This is a genomic window from Flavisphingopyxis soli (assembly GCF_007995095.1).
Taxonomy (GTDB): Bacteria; Pseudomonadota; Alphaproteobacteria; order Sphingomonadales; family Sphingomonadaceae; genus Flavisphingopyxis; species Flavisphingopyxis soli.
This window is the reverse complement of record NZ_VOPY01000001.1, coordinates 153130-173417: the sequence shown is the minus strand read 5'-3', so window position 1 is coordinate 173417 and position 20288 is coordinate 153130. Positions and strand designations below refer to the sequence as shown.

Sequence of the window (20288 nt, the reverse complement as noted above, 5' to 3'; positions counted from 1 at the left end):
GAGTTGCCTAACCGTGCCCGCAGGCGAGCGCTTCGAGCACATCGTCGAGTCGTGCCGGGTCGCCGAGCGCGATGACGTCGCCCGTGCTGTCGGCGCTCAGCGGATGGCCCGCCCAGTCGCACATCTGTCCGCCGGCACCCTCGACGACGGGCACGAGCGCGGCGAAATCGTGGAGTTTCAGCCCGCTTTCGACGACGAGATCGACATGGCCGCTCGCCAGCAGGCCGTAATTATAGCAATCGCCGCCCCAGATCATCCGGCGGTGCGCGGTCTTGGCGGCGAGTGCCATGAAATGTTCGGCATCATGGTCGTCGAACAGGCTCGGGCTGGTCGTCGCAAGCGTCGCGCCGGACAGTTCGCGGCAGGGGCGCGTCGATACGGGCGTGCCGTTGAAGGTCGTCGGCTGTCCGATCACGCCGACCCAGCGTTCGCGCGCGATCGGCTGGTCGATTACGCCCAGGACCGGCCAGCCGTCTTGGAGCAGCGCGATCAGCGTGCCGAATATCGGGCGTCCCGCGGCAAAACTCGTCGTCCCGTCGATCGGGTCGAGCACCCAGACGCGCGATGCGTCGGCGCGCTCGCTGCCGAGCTCCTCGCCGATGATCCCGTCGCGCGGTGCCTCGGCCGCCAATACCCGCCGCATCGCCTCTTCGGCGGCACGGTCGGCGAGCGTGACGGGAGAGGCGTCTTGCTTGGCCTCGATCCCGATCTCGCCGCGCCAGAAATCGCGAATCGCCGCCCCCGCCGCATCGGCAAGACGGTTGGCAAGGACGATGTCGGACGGGGTCATGGCTGTGTCGAGCTCAGTCGAACAGGCTCGACACGCTCGATTCGTCGGCGATGCGGCGCATTGCTTCGCCCAATAGCGGGGCGATGGTGAGGACACGGACCTTGTCCGACGTCTCGACCGCGTCGGTCGGGAGAATCGAATCGGTGATGACGAGTTCGGTCATCACCGACTGGTTGATCCGCGCCACCGCGCCGCCCGACAGGACGCCGTGCGTGCAATAAGCGGCGACGCCCTTGGCACCCTTGTCCATCAATGCCTGCGCGGCGTTGCACAATGTCCCGCCCGAATCGACGATGTCATCGATCAGGATGCAGAAGCGGCCGGTGACATCGCCGATGATGTTCATGACCTCCGATTCGCCGGCGCGTTCGCGGCGCTTGTCGACGATCGCCAGCGGCGCGTTGTCGAGCCGCTTGGCGAGCGCGCGGGCGCGCACGACGCCGCCGACATCGGGGCTGACGATCATCAACTCCTCGGTGCCGAAGCGTGCCTGGATATCGGCGCTCATTACCGGCGCGCCGTAAAGGTTGTCGGTCGGGATATCGAAAAAGCCCTGGATCTGCCCGGCGTGGAGATCGACCGACAGGACGCGGTCGGCACCCGCGGTGGTGATGATGTTGGCAACGAGCTTGGCCGATATCGGCGTGCGCGGGCCGGGCTTGCGGTCCTGCCGGGCATAGCCGAAATAGGGGATGACCGCAGTGATCCGCCGCGCCGATGCACGCTTGAGCGCATCGATGCAGATCAGCAGCTCCATCAGGTTGTCGTTCGCCGGATAGGCGGTCGACTGGACGACGAAAACGTCCTCGCCGCGGACGTTCTCGTGGATCTCGACGAACACTTCCTCGTCGGCGAAACGCCGCACGCTCGCCTCGGTCAGCGGCATGTCGAGATAGTCGGAGATCGCCTGGGCCAGCGCCAGGTTGCTGTTGCCCGCAAGGATTTTCATGATGCCGCCCTTTGCTGCCGATAGGCCAAATTGATCGAAGGTCTGTTAGCGGGCCGCGCACGATTGGCCAAGCGCAGCGTTGCCGTAATCGTGCGCGCGGATTAGAGCATCGCCGATGACGCACTCGCTCACCCTCACGCTGGTCCAGTGCGCTCAGCGCGTCGGCGACCTTGCTGCCAATGCCGACGCGATGCTCGCCGCCCGCGCCGCCGCGACGCACGCCGACATCGTCGCCTTCCCCGAGCTGCAGCTGATCGGCTATCCGCCCGAGGACCTCGTCCTGAAGCCCGCGTTGATCGCGCGCGCCGCGGCCGAGCTCGATCGCCTCGTGGCAGCAACCGGCGACGGCGGCCCGGCAATGCTGGTCGGGACGATCGAGGAGGAGGCGGGCCGCGTCTACAACATCATCGCCGCACTCGATGGCGGCCGGATCGTCGGACGGACGCGCAAGCACGAACTGCCCAATTACGGCACCTTCGATGAAAAGCGCATCTTCGCCGCCGGCCCGCTGCCCGATCCGATTGAGTTGCGAGGCGTGCGCCTCGGCATCCCGATCTGCGAGGACATCTGGTTCCCGACCGTTTGCGCGCACCTGCTCGAACAGGGCGCCGAAATCCTCTTCGCGCCGCACGGCAGCCCGTTCGAGATCGACAAGGACGACCGCCGCATCGGACAGGTCGCGGGCGCGCGCGTCGCCGAAACCGGCCTGCCGCTGATCTTTCTGAACCGCGTCGGCGGGCAGGACGAGATCGTCTTCGACGGCTGTTCGTTCGTCCTCAATGGCGACGGCGCGCTCGCGCACCAGTTGCCCGACTGGGAGACGGTCGCGCGCGATACCGTCTGGACGAAAGGCGAAAGCGGCTGGACCTGCGCGGGCGGCGAGATCAGCCCATTCGACGAACATCCCGCCGATATCTACAATGCGATGATCACCGGCCTGCGCGATTATGTGAACGCCAACAGCTTTCCCGGCGTGCTGATCGGCCTGTCGGGCGGGATCGATTCGGCATTGAGCGCGGCGGTCGCGGTCGATGCGCTTGGTGCGGAGCGCGTCTGGTGCGTCATGCTGCCGAGCCGCTTTACCGGGCAGGAGAGCCTCGAGGATGCCAAGGGCTGCGCCGACCTGCTCGGCTGCCGGCTCGACACGATAGCGATCAACCCCGCGGTCGAGGCGTTCGATACGATGCTGTCGGGCAGCTTCGCCGATGCCGAGGTCGACAGTACCGAGGAAAACATCCAGTCGCGGATTCGCGGCGTCACGCTGATGGCATTGAGCAACAAGTTCGGCCCGATGGTCCTGACGACGGGTAACAAGAGCGAGATGAGCGTCGGCTATGCGACGATCTATGGCGACATGGCGGGCGGCTACAACGTCCTCAAGGATGCGTATAAAACGACCGTCTTCCTGCTGTCGAAATGGCGCAATGAGAACCGGCCCTCGCTCGGGCTCGGCCCCTCTGGCGCGGTGATGCCAGAGCGCGTGATCATCAAGCCGCCGAGCGCCGAACTGCGCCCCGACCAGCGCGACGACGACAGCCTGCCGCCTTATGAAATCCTCGACCGCATCCTCTATGCGCTGGTCGAGGAGGAGCGCTCGGTCGACGATATCGTTGCGGGCCTGGGCTATGATCGCGATCTCGTCGCGCGGATCGAGCGCCTGCTCTACATCGCCGAATACAAGCGCCGCCAGGCGCCTCCGGGGGTCAAGCTCGGCATCCGCAACTTCGGCCGCGACCGCCGCTATCCGATCACGCATGGGTTCCGCACGGCATGAGGGCACGCGCGTTCCTCGTGCTGTCGGCGCTGGTGTTGGTCGGTTGTGGATCGCGCGACGACCGCGCCGCGCCGCAAGGCGTTGATCGCTCGGCGAACGAATCGGCGCCTCAGGCACAAGCCAAAACCTTGCCCCCTCCCGATAGCCTGGTCGGCGAATGGCGGGTTGCAGGGATCGACGGCAATTCGCTGACGGGCAACATCGGCATTGCCGTTTCGATCGACGAAAATACGATCGGCTATGAACCACGCTGCAGGGGCTTCGTCTGGAACTATCGCTATGCACGCGGTGAGGTCGGCGTGACGCGCGCGCCGCCGCTCAATTCGCCCGTCGATGGCGTGCCGGCGCCCGTCTGCTTGGTCGCGGTTCCGCCCGAGCTGATCGCGCTGGGCAAGGCGTTCGACGCCGTGGAGCAGGCGGGACGCACCCCCGAAAATGGCGTGCTCCTGTCGGGCGGCGGACACAGCGTCACATTGTTTTCCCAATGAGAGCGTGGGTTCTCCCGATGACAGCGTGGCGCTAAACCGCTAACCGCGCTGCCATGACCCCAAACTCCGACACCGTCACCCGCTTCGCGCCGTCGCCTACGGGCAATCTCCACGTCGGCAATATCCGCACCGCGCTGCACAACTGGATGTACGCGCGCAAACATGGCGGGCGTTTCCTCCTCCGGCTCGACGATACCGACCAGGCGCGCTCGGAGGAGGCGTTCGTCACCGCGATCCGCCACGATCTCGGCTGGCTCGGCCTGACGCCCGATGGCGAAGCGCGCCAGTCGGAGCGCTCGCACCTCTACGAGGCGCATTTCGAGGCGCTCAAGCAGGTCGGCCGCGTCTATCGCTGCTACGAAACCCCCGAGGAGCTCGACTTGCGCCGCAAGGTGCTGCTCGGGCGCGGCCTGCCGCCGGTCTATGAGCGCGGCGCGCTGGCGCTCGGCGAGGACGACCATGCCGCACATGCCGCCGCCGGCCGCGCGCCGCACTGGCGCTTCAAACTCGACCACGACGCACCGATCGCATGGGACGACCTGATTCGCGGGAGCCAGCATTTCGACCCGCAACTGCTCAGCGATCCCGTCATCCGCCGCGCCGACGGCAGCTGGCTCTACATGCTGCCGAGCGCGATCGACGACATCGACATGCGCGTGACGCACGTCGTGCGCGGCGAGGATCACGTCTCGAACACCGCCGCACAGATCCAGATGTTCGAAGCGCTCGGTGCGGCGCCGCCGGCTTTCGCGCACGAAGCATTGCTCGTCGGCAGCGAAGGCAAATTGTCGAAGCGTCTCGGCTCGCTTGGCGCCGACCATTTCCGCGAACTCGGGATCGAACCGATCGCGCTCGTTGCCTTGCTCGCGCGGATCGGGACGAGCGAGCCGGTGCTCCCGGTGAGCGACGTCGCACCGCTGATCGAATCGTTCGACTTCGCGAATTTCGGCCGTGCGCCTGCGCGCTTCGACGATGACGAGCTCAAGCTGCTCAACCAGAAGATCGTCCATGGTCTCGACTACGATGCCGTCGCGGCGCGGCTGCCCGTTGATATCGGTGCGGCGGGCTGGGAAGCGATCCGGCCCAATCTTCACACGGTGCACGAAGCGGCCGATATCTGGTCGTGCGTCACCGGGCCGATCGCTGCGCCGCCGTTCGACGACGATACGCGCGCCTATCTCGCCACCGCCGCCGAGCAGGCCGCATCGATCGACTGGGCGGGTGACCCGTGGCACGCGCTGACCGGCGCGCTCAAAGAATCGACCGATCGCAAAGGCAAGATGCTGTTCCTGCCGCTGCGCCAGGCGTTGACCGGGCGCGATTCGGGCCCCGACATGGCCGCGCTGCTGCCGCTGATCGGGAGCGCGCGCGCACTCGAACGGCTGCGTGCCGCAGCCCAGGGCTGAACGCACGATCCCGCCAGTCAGCTAAGCCCCTGAACGGGGAAGATTTCGCCGCTTGACAGTTTCTCGTTATATTATATCATCACTCTTCTAATCGGTGAAGGCCGATGGAGCCCCCGTCGGCCCGCCGCTTGAGAGGAGGGACGACGATGAACGCGCAACTTTCCCCGACTGGCCCACGGGCCGAACCGATTCGCCGCCATGCCTATAGCGACCGGCGCTCGGGCCTGCGCCCGATCCCGCTCGGCCTGTCGATCGGCGTCACCGGCGCGCTGTTCGCCGCCTATCTGCTGGCGCCGCAGGCGATGATCGAACGGTTCACGCCCTTCTCTCCGATCAAGGTGAAACAGATTCCGCTGCCGACGCCGCCCAAGCCAGCGCCGCAGCCGCGCGAGGCGTCGCCCCAGTCCAAGACGACGATCGTCGTGCCGCGTCCGCCGCTCGCGCCGCCGCTGCCCGGCAATCCGCCGATCGGGACGACCGATCGCGGCGCCGACAACCCCTTCACGACCGGACCCGTTGGCCACACGAGCACCCTCGACCCGCCCGTGCTTACCAAGCTGCCGGTCGCGCCGGTGCTGACGCAGGTGTCGATCGATCCGCGCTTTGCCGACCGCTTCCAGCCCGATTATCCACCCGCAATGCTGCGCCTTGAACGCGAAGGTATCGCCAGGGTGCGCGTGCTTGTCGGCCCCGACGGCCGCGTTCGCGATGTCGTCGATGCGGGTTCGAGCACCACCGCCTTTTTCGACGCAACGCGCAAACATGCGCTGCGCGCGTGGCGATTCAAGCCGGCAACGCGCGACGGCGCGCCGTTCGAAAGCTGGCACGTCATGACCGTGACCTTCAAGCTGACAGGCTAGCGGCATGAAAGCGGGTCGCATAATTGCGCCAGCGATAGTATCGGGTGGTTCATGAAAATGCCCGACGTCACCGGCGGCTTTGCCGACCTGTGGAATTATCTGAAGATTGACCGCCCGCATCGCATCCCCGCGATGGGGGTGGCGATCGTCCTGCCGATCGTGATCATCTACCTGTTTGCCTACGCGATGCAGCCTGAGCCCGACACGACCGCCAAGATCGTCTATATCGAAAACTGGACGACCGATCGCAGCGAGCAGGAGATCCGCCGCGAATGGCTCGAACGCGCCAAGGCGACCAACGCGCGCCACGCCCGCAACCGCGAGGCGTACAAGCGGCTCGCCGACAGCCTCGGCGTCGAATATGACTCGACCGAGGCCGATCACGACAGCGCTGCGACCGAGGCGATGGATCCCGAGACGATGGCCAAGGCACAGCTCGACGCGGCGGAGAAATTCTCGCGCCAGCGTGATGCTGCCGCCGCCAAGGCCAAGTGATCGACGATCCCATCCCGGCCGCGCCCGACGACGCGCGCGCCATGGACGCCGCGGTCGCGCTTGCCGATAGTGCGCGCGGCCTGTCGTCGCCCAATCCCAATGTTGGCTGTCTGATCGTTCGCGACGGCGCGGTGATCGGGCGCGGCGCGACGGCCAAGGGCGGCCGCCCGCATGCCGAAGCGATCGCGCTCGCGTCGGCAGGCAGTGCCGCCGCCGGATCGACGGTCTACGTCACGCTCGAACCCTGTGCGCACGCCAGTGATCGCGGCCCGGCGTGCGCCGCCCTGCTGCGCGATGCCGCCCCCGCGCGCGTCGTCATCGCGCTCGCCGATCCCGATCCGCGCACTGCGGGCAAGGGCATCGCGCTGCTGCGTGCGGCGGGCATCGCGGTCGATGTCGGCATCGGTGCCGACGAAGCGCGCCGCGCGATGGCCCCCTGGCTCATGCGGATCGAACATGGCCGCCCGTTCGTCACGCTCAAGCTGGCGATGTCGCTCGACGGCTGCATCGCGCTGGCCGACGGGACGAGTCGCTGGATCACCGGCGAGCGTGCCCGAATGCACGGCCATCTCGAGCGTGCGCGCCACGACGCGATCCTCGTCGGGCGCGGTACGCTCGAGGCTGATGCCCCGCGGCTCGATGTGCGGATCGAAGGACTCGAAGATCGTTCACCAGAGCGGCTCGTGCTGACATCGGGCGACGCTCCCGACGGCTGGCAGGCGATCGCCTCGCCTGACGCGATCGCCGAGCTCGACGGCATCGAGTCGGTTCTTGTCGAAGGCGGTGCAGGCGCCGCATCGGCGTTTCTCGCCGCCGATCTCGTCGATCGCTTGCTGATCTATCGCGCGCCGATATTGATCGGCAACGGGCTGCGCGCGATTGGCGATATCGGTCTCACCAACCTCGCCTCGGCACACCGCCGCTGGAACCGCGTCGATCACCGCGACCTTGGCAGTGACACGCTCGACGTCTACGAGCGGGCGCGAAACGAGGATTGCACAGCCTCATCAGGAAAAGTGGGCACCGGTTTTCCGCCCGAATGAGGCGATCCAAGCCTCATCAGGAAAAGTGGGCACCGGTTTTCCGCCCGGATGAGGCGATAGAAAGGACTCTATGTTCACCGGCATCATCACCGACATCGGCACGATTCGCAGCGTCGAGGCGCGCGGCGACCAGCGCATCGTCATCGGCTGCGGCTATGACATGGCCGGAGTCGCGATCGGCGCGTCGATCGCGTGCTCGGGCGTCTGCCTGACCGTCGTCGACAAGGGGCAGTTGGACGCACCCGAACCAGGCCAGCGAAGCTGGTTTGCGGTCGATGTGTCGGGCGAAACGATCTCGCGCAGCGCCAAGGGCATGTGGACCGAGGGCCGCCGCCTCAACCTCGAACGCTCGTTGCGCGTCGGCGACGAGCTCGGCGGCCATATCGTCACCGGCCATGTCGATGCGACCGGGACGATCAAGCGGATTTGCGAGGACGGCGACAGCTGGCGTGTCGATATCAATGCGCCCGCCGTGCTCGCCGCCAACATCGCGGGCAAGGGCTCGATCGCGATCGACGGCGTCTCGCTGACGGTCAACGATGTCACCGATCACGCCGACGGCAGCGCCGATTTCGCGGTCAACATCATCCCGCACACGCGCGCCGTGACGACGCTCGGCGCGCTCGAAGCGGGCAGCGAAGTCAATCTCGAGATCGACATCCTGACGCGCTACCTTGCCAGGATGCAGCAGCGGATGTGATTGGCCCAATTGACATCACATTGCGATGTGATTATTTGGTCGGCATGTCCAGCATCCTCATCTCCCGCATCACCGCGCTCGTCAATTCGGGCGAGGTCACCCGCGCCGGTCTCGCCAAGGCCGCCGGCCTCCATCCCAACAGCCTGCGCGATGTCGGCGAATCGAGCTGGAACCCGACCGCCGATACGCTGCGCAAGCTCGAGCACTGGCTCGCGCACGGCAGCGAATCGTCGCCGATGGTTGGCGCCGAAGAGATCATCGCGCTCGCGCGCAACGGCAAGATGTTCATCCTCGTCGACGACGAGGACCGCGAGAACGAGGGCGACCTCGTCATTCCCGCGCAGATGGCGACGCCCGACGCAATCAACTTCATGGCAACATACGGGCGCGGGCTGATCTGCCTGACGCTCGAGAAAAAGCGCGTCGATATGCTCGGCCTCGACCTCATGGCGCGGCACAACGGGACGCGGCATGAAACCGCCTTCACCGTCTCGATCGAAGCACACGAAGGCGTCACGACGGGCATCTCGGCGGCCGATCGCGCGCGGACCGTGTCGGTCGCGATCGACGCGTCGAAGGGCGCCGAATCGATCGTCACGCCGGGCCATGTCTTCCCCCTCGTCGCGCGCGACGGCGGCGTCCTCGTCCGCGCCGGCCATACCGAAGCCGCGGTCGATGTCTCGCGCCTCGCCGGGCTCAATCCGTCGGGCGTGATCTGCGAGATCATGAAGGACGACGGCACGATGGCGAGGATGGCCGACCTCATCCCCTTCGCCCGGCTCCACGATCTCAAGATCGGCACGATCCGCGATCTCATCGCCTATCGCCGCCGCCACGACCGGCTCGTCGAGAAACGCAGCGAGGCGGCCTTCACCTCCGAATGGGGTGGCGACTGGACCGCGATGACCTTCTTCAACAAGGCGACGCGGACCGAGCAGGTCGCGCTGGTCAAGGGCCGCATCACGCCCGACACGCCGACGCTGGTGCGGATGCATGCGCTGTCGCCCTTTGCCGACCTGTTCGGCGAGACCGGGACGCGCGGCCGCCTCCTCGCCGATTCGATGCGGATCATCGGCGAAGCGGGCGCGGGCGTCGTTGTCGTCATCAACAAGCCGGTGAAGGACATCTTCACCCGCGCGATCGAGGCCAAGACGGGGAGCACTCCTCGCGACATGGAGGAACTGCGCGATTACGGCGTCGGTGCGCAGATCCTCACCGAACTGGGCGTCGCCGACATGATCCTGCTGACCAATACGCACCACACGCTGGTCGGTCTCGACGCCTACGGCCTGTCGATCGTCGGCGAGAAGGCGATCACGCCTGCGGATGCGCGAACGCGCGAAACAGAGGACGCCTGATGGCCCATATCCTGATCGTCGAAGCACGCTTTTACGAGAGCTATAACGACATGCTGCTCGCCGGCGCGCGCGCCGCGATCGATGCCGCCGGCCATAGTCACGAGACGGTAACCGTGCCCGGCGCGCTCGAAATCCCCGGCGCAATCGCGCTCGCCCAGGACAGCGCGCGCTTCGATGCCTTCGTCGCGATCGGCGTCGTCATCCGCGGCGAGACCTATCATTTCGAAATCGTCGCGGGCGAAAGCGCGCGCGCGATCATGGCGCTGACGCTCGACGGCACCGCCATCGGCAACGGCATTCTTACCGTCGAAAACGACGCCCAAGCGCTCGTCCGCGCCGACCCTCAGCAAAAGGACAAGGGCGGCGAAGCGGCCAAGGCCGCGCTCGCCATGCTCGAACTCCAGCGCCGCTTCGCCTGAATCAGGCGGGCGCAGCCTCCATCGCTGGATAGTCGGTATAGCCTTCGGGGCCCTGGCTGTAGAAGGTCCTGGGATTGGGTTCGTTGAGCGCGGCACCTGCCTTGAACCGTTCGACCAGGTCGGGGTTGGCGATATACGGGCGGCCATAAGCAATGCCGTCGGCTAACCCCTTGTCGAGCTGTCCCTGACCGTCGGCGAGGCCGTAATCGCTGTTGAGGAACAGCGGCGGCGAGAAGGCCTTGCGGATATGCGGGCTGACCGGGGCGACGTCGGTCTTGGCAAAGGTCGACGCCTCGCGCGGCTCGCGCATTTCCAAAAACGCGATGCCAAGCGCGTCGAGCGCCTTGGCCGCGGTGGTGAAAGTCGTTACCGGATCGCTGTCGTTGGTGCTCTGGACCACGCCGTTGGGCGACAGGCGCACGGCGGTACGATCCGCGCCGACTTCGCCCGCCACTGCGGCGGTGACTTCGCGGAGCAGGCGAACGCGATTGTCGGCGCTGCCGCCATAATCGTCGTCACGATCATTGGGCGTATCGCGCAGGAACTGGTCGATCAGATAGCCGTTGGCGGCGTGGATCTGGACGCCGTCGAACCCGGCGCGCATCGCGTTGCGTGCCGCGGTCACATAATCGCCGATCACGCGCGGGATCTCGCTGGCGGGCAAGGCGCGCGGCGTCGCGTAATCCTGCTTGCCCGAATAGGTGTGCGCCTGGCCGTCGGCGGCGACCGCGACCGACGATACCGGTGCGCCGCCGCCCATGTCGGGATGGACCAGCCGGCCCATATGCCACAGTTGCGCGAAGATCCGCCCGCCCGCGGCATGGACGCGCTCGACGACGGGCTTCCAGCCTTCGACCTGGTCTTCGGTCCACAGGCCCGGCGCGAAAGGCCAGCCGAGGCCCTCCTTGCTGATCCCGGTGGCTTCGGAAAGGATCAGTCCGGCGCCCGCGCGCTGCGCATAATATTCGCCCATCAACTCGGTTGGCACATGCTCCATCGTTCCGCGTCCGCGCGTCAGCGGCGCCATCAAAACGCGGTTGGGCAAGACGAGGCCGCCAATCGTGATCGGGTCGAACAGGCTGGGCGCGGCATCGGTTTTGACGGGGGTCATGGAGCGTTGATCCTTTTGGTGGCGATAGGTCGGCGGGCTCGCTAGAGCAGCGAACGCACCAATTGGGGACCCGCCTTGGCCGATTCAACCGCACATACGGCCGACCCGCGCGACGTTCCCGCAGCCGACTCGCCCGCGACGCTACGGCATCCGGGCTTCGCCTTTGCCGCACTCGTGCTTGCCAACATGTGCCTCGCCTTCGGCGCGCTGCTCGTCCGCTTTGCCGATACCGGCCCCGTCGCGGCGGGTTTCTGGCGGCTCGCGATCGCGGCGCCGTTCCTCGCGGTGATCGCGTGGCGGACACGCCAGCCGCTTGTCGGATTCCCGCGCAAGGTCGGCTGGATGATCGTCATCGGCGGGGTGTTCTTCGCCGCCGATCTTGCCGCCTGGCATCTCGGCATCGTCCGCACAAAGCTCGCCAACGCGACATTGTTCGGCAATTCGGCGAGCCTGCTGCTCGTCCTGTGGGGGATGGTCGTCCTTCACCAGATGCCGCGACGGATCCAGCTCGTCGCGATCGCGCTCGCCTTTGCCGGCGGGGCGCTGCTGATGGGCCGCTCGTTCGAGCTCAGTCCGCGCAATCTCGCGGGCGACCTGCTCAGCCTCCTCGCGGGCATCCTCTACACCGGCTATCTCCTCGCGCTGCAGAATGCGCGCGCCAAGCTCGGCAGCTGGTCGGTGCTCGCGGTGTCGACCTTTGCCAGCGTCCCGATCGCGCTGCTGTTCGCGCTCGCGCTCGGCGAGAACATCTGGCCGCACGACTGGACGCCGCTGATCGCGCTCGCCTTTTCGAGCCAGCTCGCGGGGCAAGGGCTGCTCGTCTATGCGCTGCCGCACTTCCGCCCGCTCGTCATCGGCCTCGTCCTGCTCGTCCAGCCGGCGATCGCGGCGTTCGCCGGTCTGGTCGTCTTTGGTGAGGCGATCGGACCGTTCGAAGGCGCCGGCATGATCGCGATCGCGCTCGCGCTGGTGCTCGTGCGCTGGCCAGAACGCAATCCTGCCTTGCCGCGCGCAAGGCCGTGACCTAGTTTCGCGTCATGGCCCAGACTGACCTTCCAGACGATCCGACGCTCGACGAAGTCCGCGCCGCGCTCGCCCCGCGCCTCGCGGCCGATGCAGCGTTCGACGGCTGGGGCACAAGCGCGGTCGCCAGCGCGGCCGACGCGCTCGGCATTGATCCAGACATCGCCGCGCTCGCCTTTCCCGGCGGCGCGACCGACATGATCGATGCCTGGTTCGGCTGGATCGACGTTGAAATGGCGCGCCGCCTGCCGCCCGAAACGCTTGGCGCGATGAAGATTCGCGCGCGCATCGCCGCGCTGGTCGAAACGCGACTCGCCATCGTCGCGAACGACAAGGAAGCGCTGCGCCGCGCGCTCGCGATCCTTGCCATGCCGCAGAATATTGCCAAGGGCACCCGGCTCGGCTGGCGTGCCGCCGACACGATGTGGCGCCTCGCGGGCGACACCGCGACCGATTACAATCACTACACAAAGCGCGGCCTGCTCGGCACCATCTACGCCGCGACGCTGACCGTTTTCCTCGACGACGAGAGCGAAGGCTTCGCCGACACGCGCGCCTTCCTCTCGCGCCGGATCGACAATGTCATGCAGTTCGAAAAGGCCAAGGCGGGCTTCCTGAAGCGCCGGACACGCATCCCCAGCCTGTCGCGCTTCATCGGCCGCCTGCGCTACCCGGGGGTTTGAATGCGGGCGTTCCAACTCCTCGTTTCGATCCTTCTCGTCGCAATCGTCGGCTATACCGCGATCACGATCGATCGACATGGCTGGGACCTGCTGCCGATATTTTTCGGCGACATCGCGAAGATGAATTGGCCCGGCCAGTTCAACTTCGATTTTCTCGGCATGCTGATTTTGTCGGGGTTTTGGGTCAGCTGGCGCCATCGTTTTTCACCGATCGGAATTGGGCTCGGACTGCTCGCATTATTCGGCGGCGTCCTTTTCTTGTCCGCCTATCTATTGGTCGCGAGTTGGCAAAGCCGCGGCAACGTGTCGACGCTGTTGCTAGGACCCGACCGCACGCGATGATCACCATTTGCGCGAAATCGGAACGCTCGCTATAGCGCCGGCTTCCCGTTAATGATAATCAGTCGCAAATGTATTCTCTCCTCGCCAATCTCCGTCCCGGTGCGCGTGGCCATGTCGCCGCGGTCGACTGGGATCGTATGTCGCTCCCCGAAGGTCGGCGGCTGCGCGAACTCGGCCTGATCGAGGGCGCCAATGTCGAGCTGCTGCATCGCGGTAGCCTGTTCCTCAAGGACCCGCTGGCCGTCCGCGTCGGGCGCACGACGATTATCATCCGACTCGCCCATGCCGCCGCGATCAGCATCGCCGAAGGGGCTGCGGCATGACCGTCGCCACTCCGATGGTCGCGCTCGTCGGCAATCCCAATTCGGGCAAGTCGTCGCTGTTCAACGCGCTGACCGGCGCACGGCAGAAGATCGGCAACTATCCCGGCGTCACGGTCGAGCGCAAATCGGGCCGCGCGGTCCTCAGCGACGGCCGCCCGCTCGAAATGGTCGACCTGCCGGGCAGCTATAGCCTGACCCCGGCGAGTCCCGACGAAGAGGTCACGCGCGCGGTCGTCACCGGACATCAGCAGGGTGAGCGGCGGCTGGACGCGATGATCGTCGTGCTCGACGCATCGAACCTCGACCAGCATCTGCCCTTCGCGCTCGAACTGATCGCGGTCGGCACGCCGGTCGTGGTCGCGCTCAACATGATCGACATGGCAACGCGCGACGGGCTCGAACTCGATGCGGCGCGGCTGTCGGCCGATCTCGGCGTGCCGGTCATCCCGACCGTCGCGGTTCGCGGGCGCGGCCTGATCGAACTGATCGCCGCGCTCGAAGCCGTGCTCGACGGCGCCAGGCATCGTATCGTCGAACCGCCCGAGCACGGGCCCGAGGCTGATCGCAAATTGCGCAAGCAGGCGGCGATCATCGCGCGCGCCGCGACCGTCGGCGAGCCGCCCGAGCGGCGCTGGACGCAGCGGATCGATGCGGTCCTGATGCACCCCATACTCGGCTTTGCCATCCTGCTCGCGATCCTGTTCGTCATGTTCCAGGCGGTGTTCGCCTGGTCGGCGACACCCGCCGACGCGATCGACGTCGGCATCGGCACGCTCGGTCAGTATCTGGGCAATGCTATGCCCGATAACTGGCTGCGCTCGATGATCGTCGACGGGGTCATCGCGGGCGTCGGCGCAGTCGTCGTCTTCCTGCCGCAGATCCTCGTATTGTTCCTCTTCATTCTCGTGCTCGAAGCGACCGGCTATCTCACCCGCGCCGCCTTCCTGATGGACGGCATCATGGCCAAGGTCGGCCTGTCGGGCCGCGGCTTCATCCCGCTGTTGTCGAGCTTCGCCTGCGCCATCCCCGGCATCATGGCGACTCGCGCGATATCCGATCCCAAGGACCGGCTGACGACGATCCTGATCGCGCCGCTGATGACCTGCTCGGCGCGTTTGCCCGTCTATGCGATCATCATCGCCGCGTTCATCCCCGCGCGCAGCGTCGGGCCGGGCATCGGGCTGCAGGGGCTGGTGCTCTTCATCCTCTACCTCACCGGCATCGTCGGCGCGCTCGCCGCCGCCTATGTCCTGCGCCGCACCGTGACCAAGGGGGCGAGCGCCGGGCTGATCATGGAAATGCCGCGTTATCAGTGGCCGCGGCTGCAGGACGTCGCGCTCGGCCTGTGGCAGCGCGCATGGATATTCCTGAAGCGCGCGGGGACGATCATCTTCTTCTCGACGATGCTGCTGTGGGCATTGCTATCCTTCCCCAAGCCGCCTGCAGGCAGCGACGTCTCGCCGGTGCGCTATTCGCTCGCCGGGCGGATCGCCGACAATCTCGTCGCGCCGATCGTCGAACCGATCGGCTTCAACAAGGATATCGCGCTCGCGCTGATCCCCGCGATGGCGGCGCGCGAGGTCGCGGTTTCGGCGCTCGGTACGGTCTATGCAATCAACGCCGGCGACGACGACGAACAGGCCGCGCGCGCGCTCGGGCCAAAGCTCGCCGCCGACTGGAGCCTCGCGACCGCGCTCGCCTTCCTCGCCTGGTTCGTCTTCGCGCCGCAGTGCATCTCGACGATCGCGGTGACGCGGCGCGAAACGAACAGCTGGCGCTGGCCCGCGCTGATGGTCGGTTACCTGTTCACCCTTGCCTACGTCTTCGCAGGCGCTACCTACTGGATAGCAACGGCCCTCGGCCTTTCGTAAAATTCAAGCAGGAAGCAAGCACATGGCAGGCAGCGTCAACAAGGTCATCCTGATCGGCAATCTGGGGCAGGATCCCGAGGTCAAATCGTTCCAGAACGGCGGCAAGGTATGCAATCTGCGCATCGCCACGTCGGAAAACTGGAAGGACAAGATGACCGGCGAGCGCAAGGAGCGCACCGAATGGCATAGCGTCGCGATCTTCGGCGAAGGCCTGGCCGGCGTCGCCGAACGCTTCCTGCGCAAGGGATCGAAAGTCTATATCGAGGGTCAGCTGCGCACGCGCAAATGGCAGGATCAGTCGGGCAACGACCGCTATTCGACCGAGGTTGTGCTGCAGGGTCCCGGCGCGGTGATGACGATGCTCGACGGCGCGCCCGGCGGCGGTTCGGGCGCCAGTTCGGGTGGCGGCGGCGGATCGCGTCCAAGCGGCGACGACGGCTGGGGCGGCGGCTCTTCGGGCAATGGCGGCTTCGGCGGCGGATCGTCGTCGGGCGGCGGTTCGGGCGGGCCCAATTTCGACAACGATCTCGACGACGAAGTCCCGTTCTGATCGAGGGACTGCCGTCGATCAGCCTAGCTCAGTCGTTAACCGTTTGTCCTGAGGTGCGACTGAGCCTGTCGAAATCGCGTATCGAAGGGCGCGACCCACCCAGCCCGGTCGATCCGGGCCGGGCGGGGACGCCTCTATTCAGATATTCCCGCTGATGCTGAACGCCCAGATCCTGCCGTAACCGCGCAGCCGGTCCTCGGTGAAGGCGATCGGGCCGGTGCGGCGGCCGACATAGGCGGTGCGTTCGTAGCCGTCGCGGCTGTCGAGCAGGTTGATGACTGTCGCCCGCACCGTCAGCCCGAAGACGTTTTTATTCTCGACGAACAGCGTCGTCTGCGGCTTGGTCGCAAATGATCGCTGGACCTGGTCGAGGCGGACATTGGCGGCATGGTCATAGGCTTCGATGCTGCCGCCCCAGGCCCAGTTCGAGGCGGGGATGTCGTGGCGCAGATTGGCACTGAATGTGTAGATCGCCTCGCCGCTCACCCGGCGGCGCGCGCCGGTCAGCGGGTCCTTGACCCGCGCATCGATGTACTTGCCGTCGAAATCGATTTTCGCGCCCGACCAACCCAGCGGATCGAGCAACAGCGTGCCCTCCATTCCGGCCAGCCAGACAACGGCAGGGTCGGCAAGGTTGCCGAGCGCCTCTTCGGTCGGCGAGACGGGAATCGAATCGACCACGTCCTGGATCAGGGCGGCGCGCGCGAAGGGCTTGATCGAGCCCCATTGGCCGAGCTTCTTGGTCGCGTCGATCTCGAACCGCCAGCGTTGCGGCGGGACCAGTTCGGGATTGTTCGACCGGTCGGTGTTGTTGGCGACGTCGACCGAGGCCAGGAAGTCGTAAAAGCTCAATTGGTCGACGCGGCGTTCGACCTTGGCGTTGACCGTCAGCGTCGGATCGACCGTCCAGGCGAGCGCGACCGATCCCTTGGGACGCAGGAAGCTGCGCGACTTGCCGCCCGATCCGGTGACCGTGATCGTGCTGTATTCGGCACCGAGATTGGCTTGCAGCGTCAGGCTCGACGACAATGGCCGGCCATAGGTCAGGATCGATTCGGCGCGCTTTTCGGTCACGCGCGCATTGGCCCCGGGAAGCGGCACTTCGACGGGGATGCCCGCGGCATCGCGCACGAACAGCGCGGCCGCGCTGTCGAGGGTGTTGTAGGCGCCCTCGAGGCTGACCTGCCAGTCGGCGAGCCCTGCCTTCCAGCGATATTCGCCGCGCCCGATCGTTTCTCCCTCATCGACGGTCTGATCGAAGCGATTGCCCGTGACGACTGATCCCGGCGCACGGTCCTGCGCGGTGAATTGGTTGACGAACGGGCTGTGTTCGAACCGCTTGAGGCCGACGAGCTTCAGCCGACCGCCACCGAGAGCGAATTCGTAATCGCCGCCGAGCTCGGCATTCCATTCCTTTTCGGTGGAAAGGAACAGCTCGTCCGATCGCGCGCCGGCGGGCGAGACGACATCGCCATCGACGCGCTGGGTGCGATAGCTGAGTTCGCCGGCGGCGTTGACGTTGAGAATGTTGCCATTGGCGGCAGTCCGCGCGAGCGACAGCGCGAGCCGCGGACGATCGCGATAGTAGCTGCCATGCTCGTTGCGCGTCAGCAGCAACACGCCGTTGGCATCGCGGAGATATTCGGGACCCCAATGGCCCTGGCGTTCAGCATTATTCGACAGGCTCGCGCTCCAGTCGGTCGATCCGGCCTTGCCGCTCAGCGAGACGCTGCCTGCGAACCAGTTGTCGTCGAGCCCGGGGCGGATTTCCGGAGTCCATTCGAACGTCCCGCCAAACGACTTGCTGGCATAGACGACATTGGCGACCTGGCCCGACAGGCCGGGAATGTCGAGCGACGCGCCGTCGACGATCTCGATCCGGGTAACGCTGGCGGCATCGATCCGCGACAGCGCGGTCGCGGCATCGTTCGACTTGCCCGACACGCGCTGGCTGTTGAGCAGGACGTTCTGCGTTGCCTGGCCGAGGCCGCGATTGCCGTTGTCACCGCCCTGGATCGAAAATCCGGGAATCTGGCGGACCATGTCGAGCGCGGTCTTGGGTGCGTAGCGCGCGAAATCGGCGGGCGTATAGGTTCGTCCTGCCTGACCCGAAGCGGTCTGGACCACCGGGGTCGGCGAATTGTCGGTGCTGTCCTCTGCGGCTGCCGGGGCAGCGATCGCCAACGCCAGCGCGAGCGACGAAACGCTCGCGAACACCATCTTGCCGCCGCAAATGGTAGCGCTGTGTGACTGCCGGATTCCGGTGATTGCCGGTCGAATTTTGCTGCTCAAGATATCTCTCCCATTCCCGCACAGGGGGAAATTTGATCCGCTGACCGAATCGTTGCGCCGCAGTAACGACTACAAACGTGAACGTCCGATGAATCTGCCTTAGTGTATTATGTCAACAATACGGCTAGGTCAACGTTCTTTGCGCGGCCTTTGGGCTCAGGTGCGAAGGAGGTCGTTGATCGCGGTTTTCGCGCGGGTGCTTGCGTCGACCGTCTTGACGATCACTGCACAGGCGAGGCCGGGGCCGGGCGATCCGTCGGCCAGGGGCTTGCCGGGCAGTGTCCCGGGAACGACCACCGAATAGGGCGGGATGCGCCCGTAATGGACTTCGCCGCTGGCGCGATCGACGATCTTCGACGATGCGGTGATGAACACCCCCATGGCGACGACCGATCCCTCGCCGACGATCGTGCCCTCGACGATCTCGGAGCGCGCGCCGATGAAGCAGTTGTCACCGATGATCGTCGGATTGGCCTGCAGCGGCTCGAGTACGCCGCCGATGCCCGCGCCCGCCGAGATATGGCAATTCCTGCCGACCTGCGCGCAGCTGCCGACCGAGGCCCAGGTGTCGATCATCGTGCCGTCGCCGACATGGGCGCCGATATTGACGAAGCTCGGCATCAGGACGACGTCGCGCCCGATATGCGCGCCGCGCCTGACGATCGAACCGGGCACCGCGCGAAACCCCGCTGCGGTGAATTGCGCTTCGTCCCAGCCGGCGAATTTCGATGGCACCTTGTCCCACCAGGTCGCTCCGCCCGGGCCGCCCTCGATGATCGCCATCGGGTTGAAGCGGAACGACAGCAGCACCGCTTTCTTGAGCCACTGGTTGACCTGCCAGTCGCCGTCGCCGCTCGGTTCGGCAACGCGCGCGCGGCCACTGTCGAGCAGGGCCAGCGCCCGTTCGACCGCGTCACGAATCGTCGCGTCGGACGTGTCGAGCGTGTCGCGCGCCTCCCACGCCTGGTCGATAATTGCTGCGATGTCGCTCATGTCGCGGGACTTTCCTGTTTGGCTATCGCGCCCGTTGCCAGCCGCTCGCCGACCCCCTGAAGCCAGGGCACAAGGTCGTCAACATGGATGTCGATGAAATCGGGGTCGTGATCGCGATTTCCCGCTTCCGATCCGTTGTCGATCCACACCGTCGTCATGCCGAGCGCGTGCGCCGGGGCGAGGTTGCGCGCCATGTCCTCGACCATCGCCGCGCGGGCGGGATCGATTGCATAGGTCTCGCACAGCTGGCGATAGGGCTCGCTCGCCGGCTTGGGGATATGGTTGCACGCGACGATGTCGTGGATCGCCTCGAAACGGTCGGCGATGCCTAGCCGGTTGAGGACGCGCTGCGCGTGCGGGGCGTCGGCATTGGTAAAGACGATCCGCCGTCCGGGCAGCGCATCGAGCGCGGCGGTCAACGCGGCATCGGGGACCAGCTCGTCGAGGACGATGTCGTGGACGAAGGCGAGGAAGTCTTCGGCGACGACGTCGTGATGGCGCATCAGTCCGGCCAGCGTCGTTCCGTGTTCGTGGAAATACGCCTTCTGGATCGCTCGCGCCTGGTCGGGCGCACAGCCCGTCACGCGCGCGACGAATTCCTCCATCCGCCGGTCGATCTGGTCGAACAGCCGATGGCAGGGATGGTAGAGCGTATTGTCGAGATCGAAGATCCAGCAATCGACATGATCGAGCGAGCGGGGCATGCCGCTGCCTAGCCAAGCCATGATTGCGCGACAAGGCGAGTGCGCCTAATCTGTCAAAAAAGGGGCAGATGTTAAGGTCTTGGACATTTTTTTGGTTCTATTTTAGTGTTTTAA

At 66.1% G+C, this 20288-nt stretch carries 21 protein-coding genes; 15 read left to right on the top strand and 6 right to left on the bottom strand.

What is annotated here, in order from left to right; all coding sequences use genetic code 11:
- Positions 1-7: 7 nt before the first annotated feature.
- Positions 8-790: an inositol monophosphatase family protein gene (locus FSZ31_RS00860; protein WP_147121186.1), complete on the bottom strand. Its 783-nt coding sequence runs from the start codon at positions 788-790 to the stop codon at positions 8-10.
- Between the two features lie 13 nt (positions 791-803).
- Positions 804-1739: a ribose-phosphate pyrophosphokinase gene (locus tag FSZ31_RS00855; RefSeq protein ID WP_147121185.1), complete on the bottom strand. Its 936-nt coding sequence runs from the start codon at positions 1737-1739 to the stop codon at positions 804-806.
- Positions 1740-1854: 115 nt separating this feature from the next.
- On the opposite strand from FSZ31_RS00855, the gene FSZ31_RS00850 reads away from it, so the two are divergent.
- From FSZ31_RS00850 to ribH, 9 genes are all read left to right on the top strand, one after another.
- Positions 1855-3513, top strand: coding sequence for an NAD+ synthase (locus FSZ31_RS00850; protein WP_147121184.1), 1659 nt, complete (start codon positions 1855-1857; stop codon positions 3511-3513).
- Positions 3510-4001: a hypothetical protein gene (locus FSZ31_RS00845; RefSeq protein WP_147121183.1), complete on the top strand. Its 492-nt coding sequence runs from the start codon at positions 3510-3512 to the stop codon at positions 3999-4001. The genes FSZ31_RS00850 and FSZ31_RS00845 overlap by 4 nt, the downstream gene beginning before the upstream one ends.
- A gap of 53 nt (positions 4002-4054) precedes the next feature.
- Positions 4055-5407 (top strand): glutamate--tRNA ligase, encoded by a 1353-nt coding sequence (gene gltX, locus FSZ31_RS00840; protein ID WP_147121182.1) that lies wholly within the window; start codon positions 4055-4057, stop codon positions 5405-5407.
- Positions 5408-5553: 146 nt separating this feature from the next.
- Positions 5554-6267, top strand: coding sequence for an energy transducer TonB (locus tag FSZ31_RS00835; protein WP_161595911.1), 714 nt, complete (start codon positions 5554-5556; stop codon positions 6265-6267).
- A 51-nt stretch (positions 6268-6318) separates the two neighbouring features.
- On the top strand, positions 6319-6762 hold the full coding sequence (locus tag FSZ31_RS00830; RefSeq protein WP_147121180.1) for a hypothetical protein: 444 nt from the start codon (positions 6319-6321) through the stop codon (positions 6760-6762).
- A 41-nt stretch (positions 6763-6803) separates the two neighbouring features.
- Positions 6804-7805, top strand: a complete 1002-nt coding sequence (ribD, locus tag FSZ31_RS00825; protein ID WP_147122454.1) for a bifunctional diaminohydroxyphosphoribosylaminopyrimidine deaminase/5-amino-6-(5-phosphoribosylamino)uracil reductase RibD — start codon at positions 6804-6806, stop codon at positions 7803-7805.
- Between the two features lie 70 nt (positions 7806-7875).
- Positions 7876-8505 (top strand): riboflavin synthase, encoded by a 630-nt coding sequence (locus tag FSZ31_RS00820; protein WP_147121179.1) that lies wholly within the window; start codon positions 7876-7878, stop codon positions 8503-8505.
- 44 nt (positions 8506-8549) lie between these two features.
- Complete coding sequence (gene ribB / locus FSZ31_RS00815; protein ID WP_147121178.1) at positions 8550-9863, top strand: 3,4-dihydroxy-2-butanone-4-phosphate synthase; 1314 nt, start codon at positions 8550-8552, stop codon at positions 9861-9863.
- Positions 9863-10282: a 6,7-dimethyl-8-ribityllumazine synthase gene (gene ribH, locus FSZ31_RS00810; RefSeq protein WP_147121177.1), complete on the top strand. Its 420-nt coding sequence runs from the start codon at positions 9863-9865 to the stop codon at positions 10280-10282. Before ribB ends, ribH begins: the two co-directional genes overlap by 1 nt.
- A 1-nt stretch (position 10283) precedes the next feature.
- Here the strand turns inward: ribH and FSZ31_RS00805 are convergent, their stop codons facing one another.
- Positions 10284-11393 carry an alkene reductase gene (locus tag FSZ31_RS00805; RefSeq protein ID WP_147121176.1) on the bottom strand — a complete coding sequence of 370 codons (1110 nt, stop codon included), beginning with the start codon at positions 11391-11393 and terminating at the stop codon, positions 10284-10286.
- Positions 11394-11468: 75 nt separating this feature from the next.
- Between FSZ31_RS00805 and FSZ31_RS00800 the strand changes: the two genes are divergently transcribed.
- From FSZ31_RS00800 to ssb, 6 genes are all read left to right on the top strand, one after another.
- Positions 11469-12416, top strand: coding sequence for a DMT family transporter (locus tag FSZ31_RS00800; RefSeq protein ID WP_147121175.1), 948 nt, complete (start codon positions 11469-11471; stop codon positions 12414-12416).
- Between the two features lie 14 nt (positions 12417-12430).
- Positions 12431-13099: a COQ9 family protein gene (locus tag FSZ31_RS00795; RefSeq protein ID WP_147121174.1), complete on the top strand. Its 669-nt coding sequence runs from the start codon at positions 12431-12433 to the stop codon at positions 13097-13099.
- Positions 13100-13441 carry a hypothetical protein gene (locus tag FSZ31_RS00790; RefSeq protein WP_147121173.1) on the top strand — a complete coding sequence of 114 codons (342 nt, stop codon included), beginning with the start codon at positions 13100-13102 and terminating at the stop codon, positions 13439-13441.
- A 68-nt stretch (positions 13442-13509) separates the two neighbouring features.
- The gene (locus FSZ31_RS00785) at positions 13510-13764 is read left to right on the top strand and encodes a FeoA family protein (RefSeq protein ID WP_147121172.1); all 255 of its coding nucleotides are present in this window, start codon (positions 13510-13512) and stop codon (positions 13762-13764) included.
- The gene (feoB, locus tag FSZ31_RS00780) at positions 13761-15635 is read left to right on the top strand and encodes a ferrous iron transporter B (protein WP_147121171.1); all 1875 of its coding nucleotides are present in this window, start codon (positions 13761-13763) and stop codon (positions 15633-15635) included. Before FSZ31_RS00785 ends, feoB begins: the two co-directional genes overlap by 4 nt.
- Positions 15636-15657: 22 nt before the next feature.
- Positions 15658-16185: a single-stranded DNA-binding protein gene (ssb, locus tag FSZ31_RS00775; RefSeq protein WP_147121170.1), complete on the top strand. Its 528-nt coding sequence runs from the start codon at positions 15658-15660 to the stop codon at positions 16183-16185.
- Between the two features lie 138 nt (positions 16186-16323).
- On the opposite strand, the gene FSZ31_RS00770 is transcribed toward ssb, so the two are convergent.
- The 3 genes from FSZ31_RS00770 to FSZ31_RS00760 form a co-directional block, all read right to left on the bottom strand.
- Positions 16324-18477, bottom strand: a complete 2154-nt coding sequence (locus FSZ31_RS00770; RefSeq protein WP_147121169.1) for a TonB-dependent receptor plug domain-containing protein — start codon at positions 18475-18477, stop codon at positions 16324-16326.
- A gap of 156 nt (positions 18478-18633) precedes the next feature.
- Positions 18634-19470 (bottom strand): 2,3,4,5-tetrahydropyridine-2,6-dicarboxylate N-succinyltransferase, encoded by an 837-nt coding sequence (gene dapD, locus FSZ31_RS00765; protein WP_147121168.1) that lies wholly within the window; start codon positions 19468-19470, stop codon positions 18634-18636.
- Positions 19467-20174 carry a pyrimidine 5'-nucleotidase gene (locus FSZ31_RS00760; protein ID WP_147122452.1) on the bottom strand — a complete coding sequence of 236 codons (708 nt, stop codon included), beginning with the start codon at positions 20172-20174 and terminating at the stop codon, positions 19467-19469. The genes dapD and FSZ31_RS00760 overlap by 4 nt, the downstream gene beginning before the upstream one ends.
- Positions 20175-20288: the final 114 nt, after the last annotated feature.

Coding starts and splice junctions, on each gene's coding strand:
- FSZ31_RS00860 (WP_147121186.1), bottom strand. CDS start 790: ATGACCCCGTCCGACATCGTCCTTGCCAACCGTCTTGCCGATGCGGCG.
- FSZ31_RS00855 (WP_147121185.1), bottom strand. CDS start 1,739: ATGAAAATCCTTGCGGGCAACAGCAACCTGGCGCTGGCCCAGGCGATC.
- FSZ31_RS00850 (WP_147121184.1), top strand. CDS start 1,855: ATGACGCACTCGCTCACCCTCACGCTGGTCCAGTGCGCTCAGCGCGTC.
- FSZ31_RS00845 (WP_147121183.1), top strand. CDS start 3,510: ATGAGGGCACGCGCGTTCCTCGTGCTGTCGGCGCTGGTGTTGGTCGGT.
- gltX (WP_147121182.1), top strand. CDS start 4,055: ATGACCCCAAACTCCGACACCGTCACCCGCTTCGCGCCGTCGCCTACG.
- FSZ31_RS00835 (WP_161595911.1), top strand. CDS start 5,554: ATGAACGCGCAACTTTCCCCGACTGGCCCACGGGCCGAACCGATTCGC.
- FSZ31_RS00830 (WP_147121180.1), top strand. CDS start 6,319: ATGAAAATGCCCGACGTCACCGGCGGCTTTGCCGACCTGTGGAATTAT.
- ribD (WP_147122454.1), top strand. CDS start 6,804: ATGGACGCCGCGGTCGCGCTTGCCGATAGTGCGCGCGGCCTGTCGTCG.
- FSZ31_RS00820 (WP_147121179.1), top strand. CDS start 7,876: ATGTTCACCGGCATCATCACCGACATCGGCACGATTCGCAGCGTCGAG.
- ribB (WP_147121178.1), top strand. CDS start 8,550: ATGTCCAGCATCCTCATCTCCCGCATCACCGCGCTCGTCAATTCGGGC.
- ribH (WP_147121177.1), top strand. CDS start 9,863: ATGGCCCATATCCTGATCGTCGAAGCACGCTTTTACGAGAGCTATAAC.
- FSZ31_RS00805 (WP_147121176.1), bottom strand. CDS start 11,393: ATGACCCCCGTCAAAACCGATGCCGCGCCCAGCCTGTTCGACCCGATC.
- FSZ31_RS00795 (WP_147121174.1), top strand. CDS start 12,431: ATGGCCCAGACTGACCTTCCAGACGATCCGACGCTCGACGAAGTCCGC.
- FSZ31_RS00790 (WP_147121173.1), top strand. CDS start 13,100: ATGCGGGCGTTCCAACTCCTCGTTTCGATCCTTCTCGTCGCAATCGTC.
- FSZ31_RS00785 (WP_147121172.1), top strand. CDS start 13,510: ATGTATTCTCTCCTCGCCAATCTCCGTCCCGGTGCGCGTGGCCATGTC.
- feoB (WP_147121171.1), top strand. CDS start 13,761: ATGACCGTCGCCACTCCGATGGTCGCGCTCGTCGGCAATCCCAATTCG.
- ssb (WP_147121170.1), top strand. CDS start 15,658: ATGGCAGGCAGCGTCAACAAGGTCATCCTGATCGGCAATCTGGGGCAG.
- dapD (WP_147121168.1), bottom strand. CDS start 19,470: ATGAGCGACATCGCAGCAATTATCGACCAGGCGTGGGAGGCGCGCGAC.
- FSZ31_RS00760 (WP_147122452.1), bottom strand. CDS start 20,174: ATGCCCCGCTCGCTCGATCATGTCGATTGCTGGATCTTCGATCTCGAC.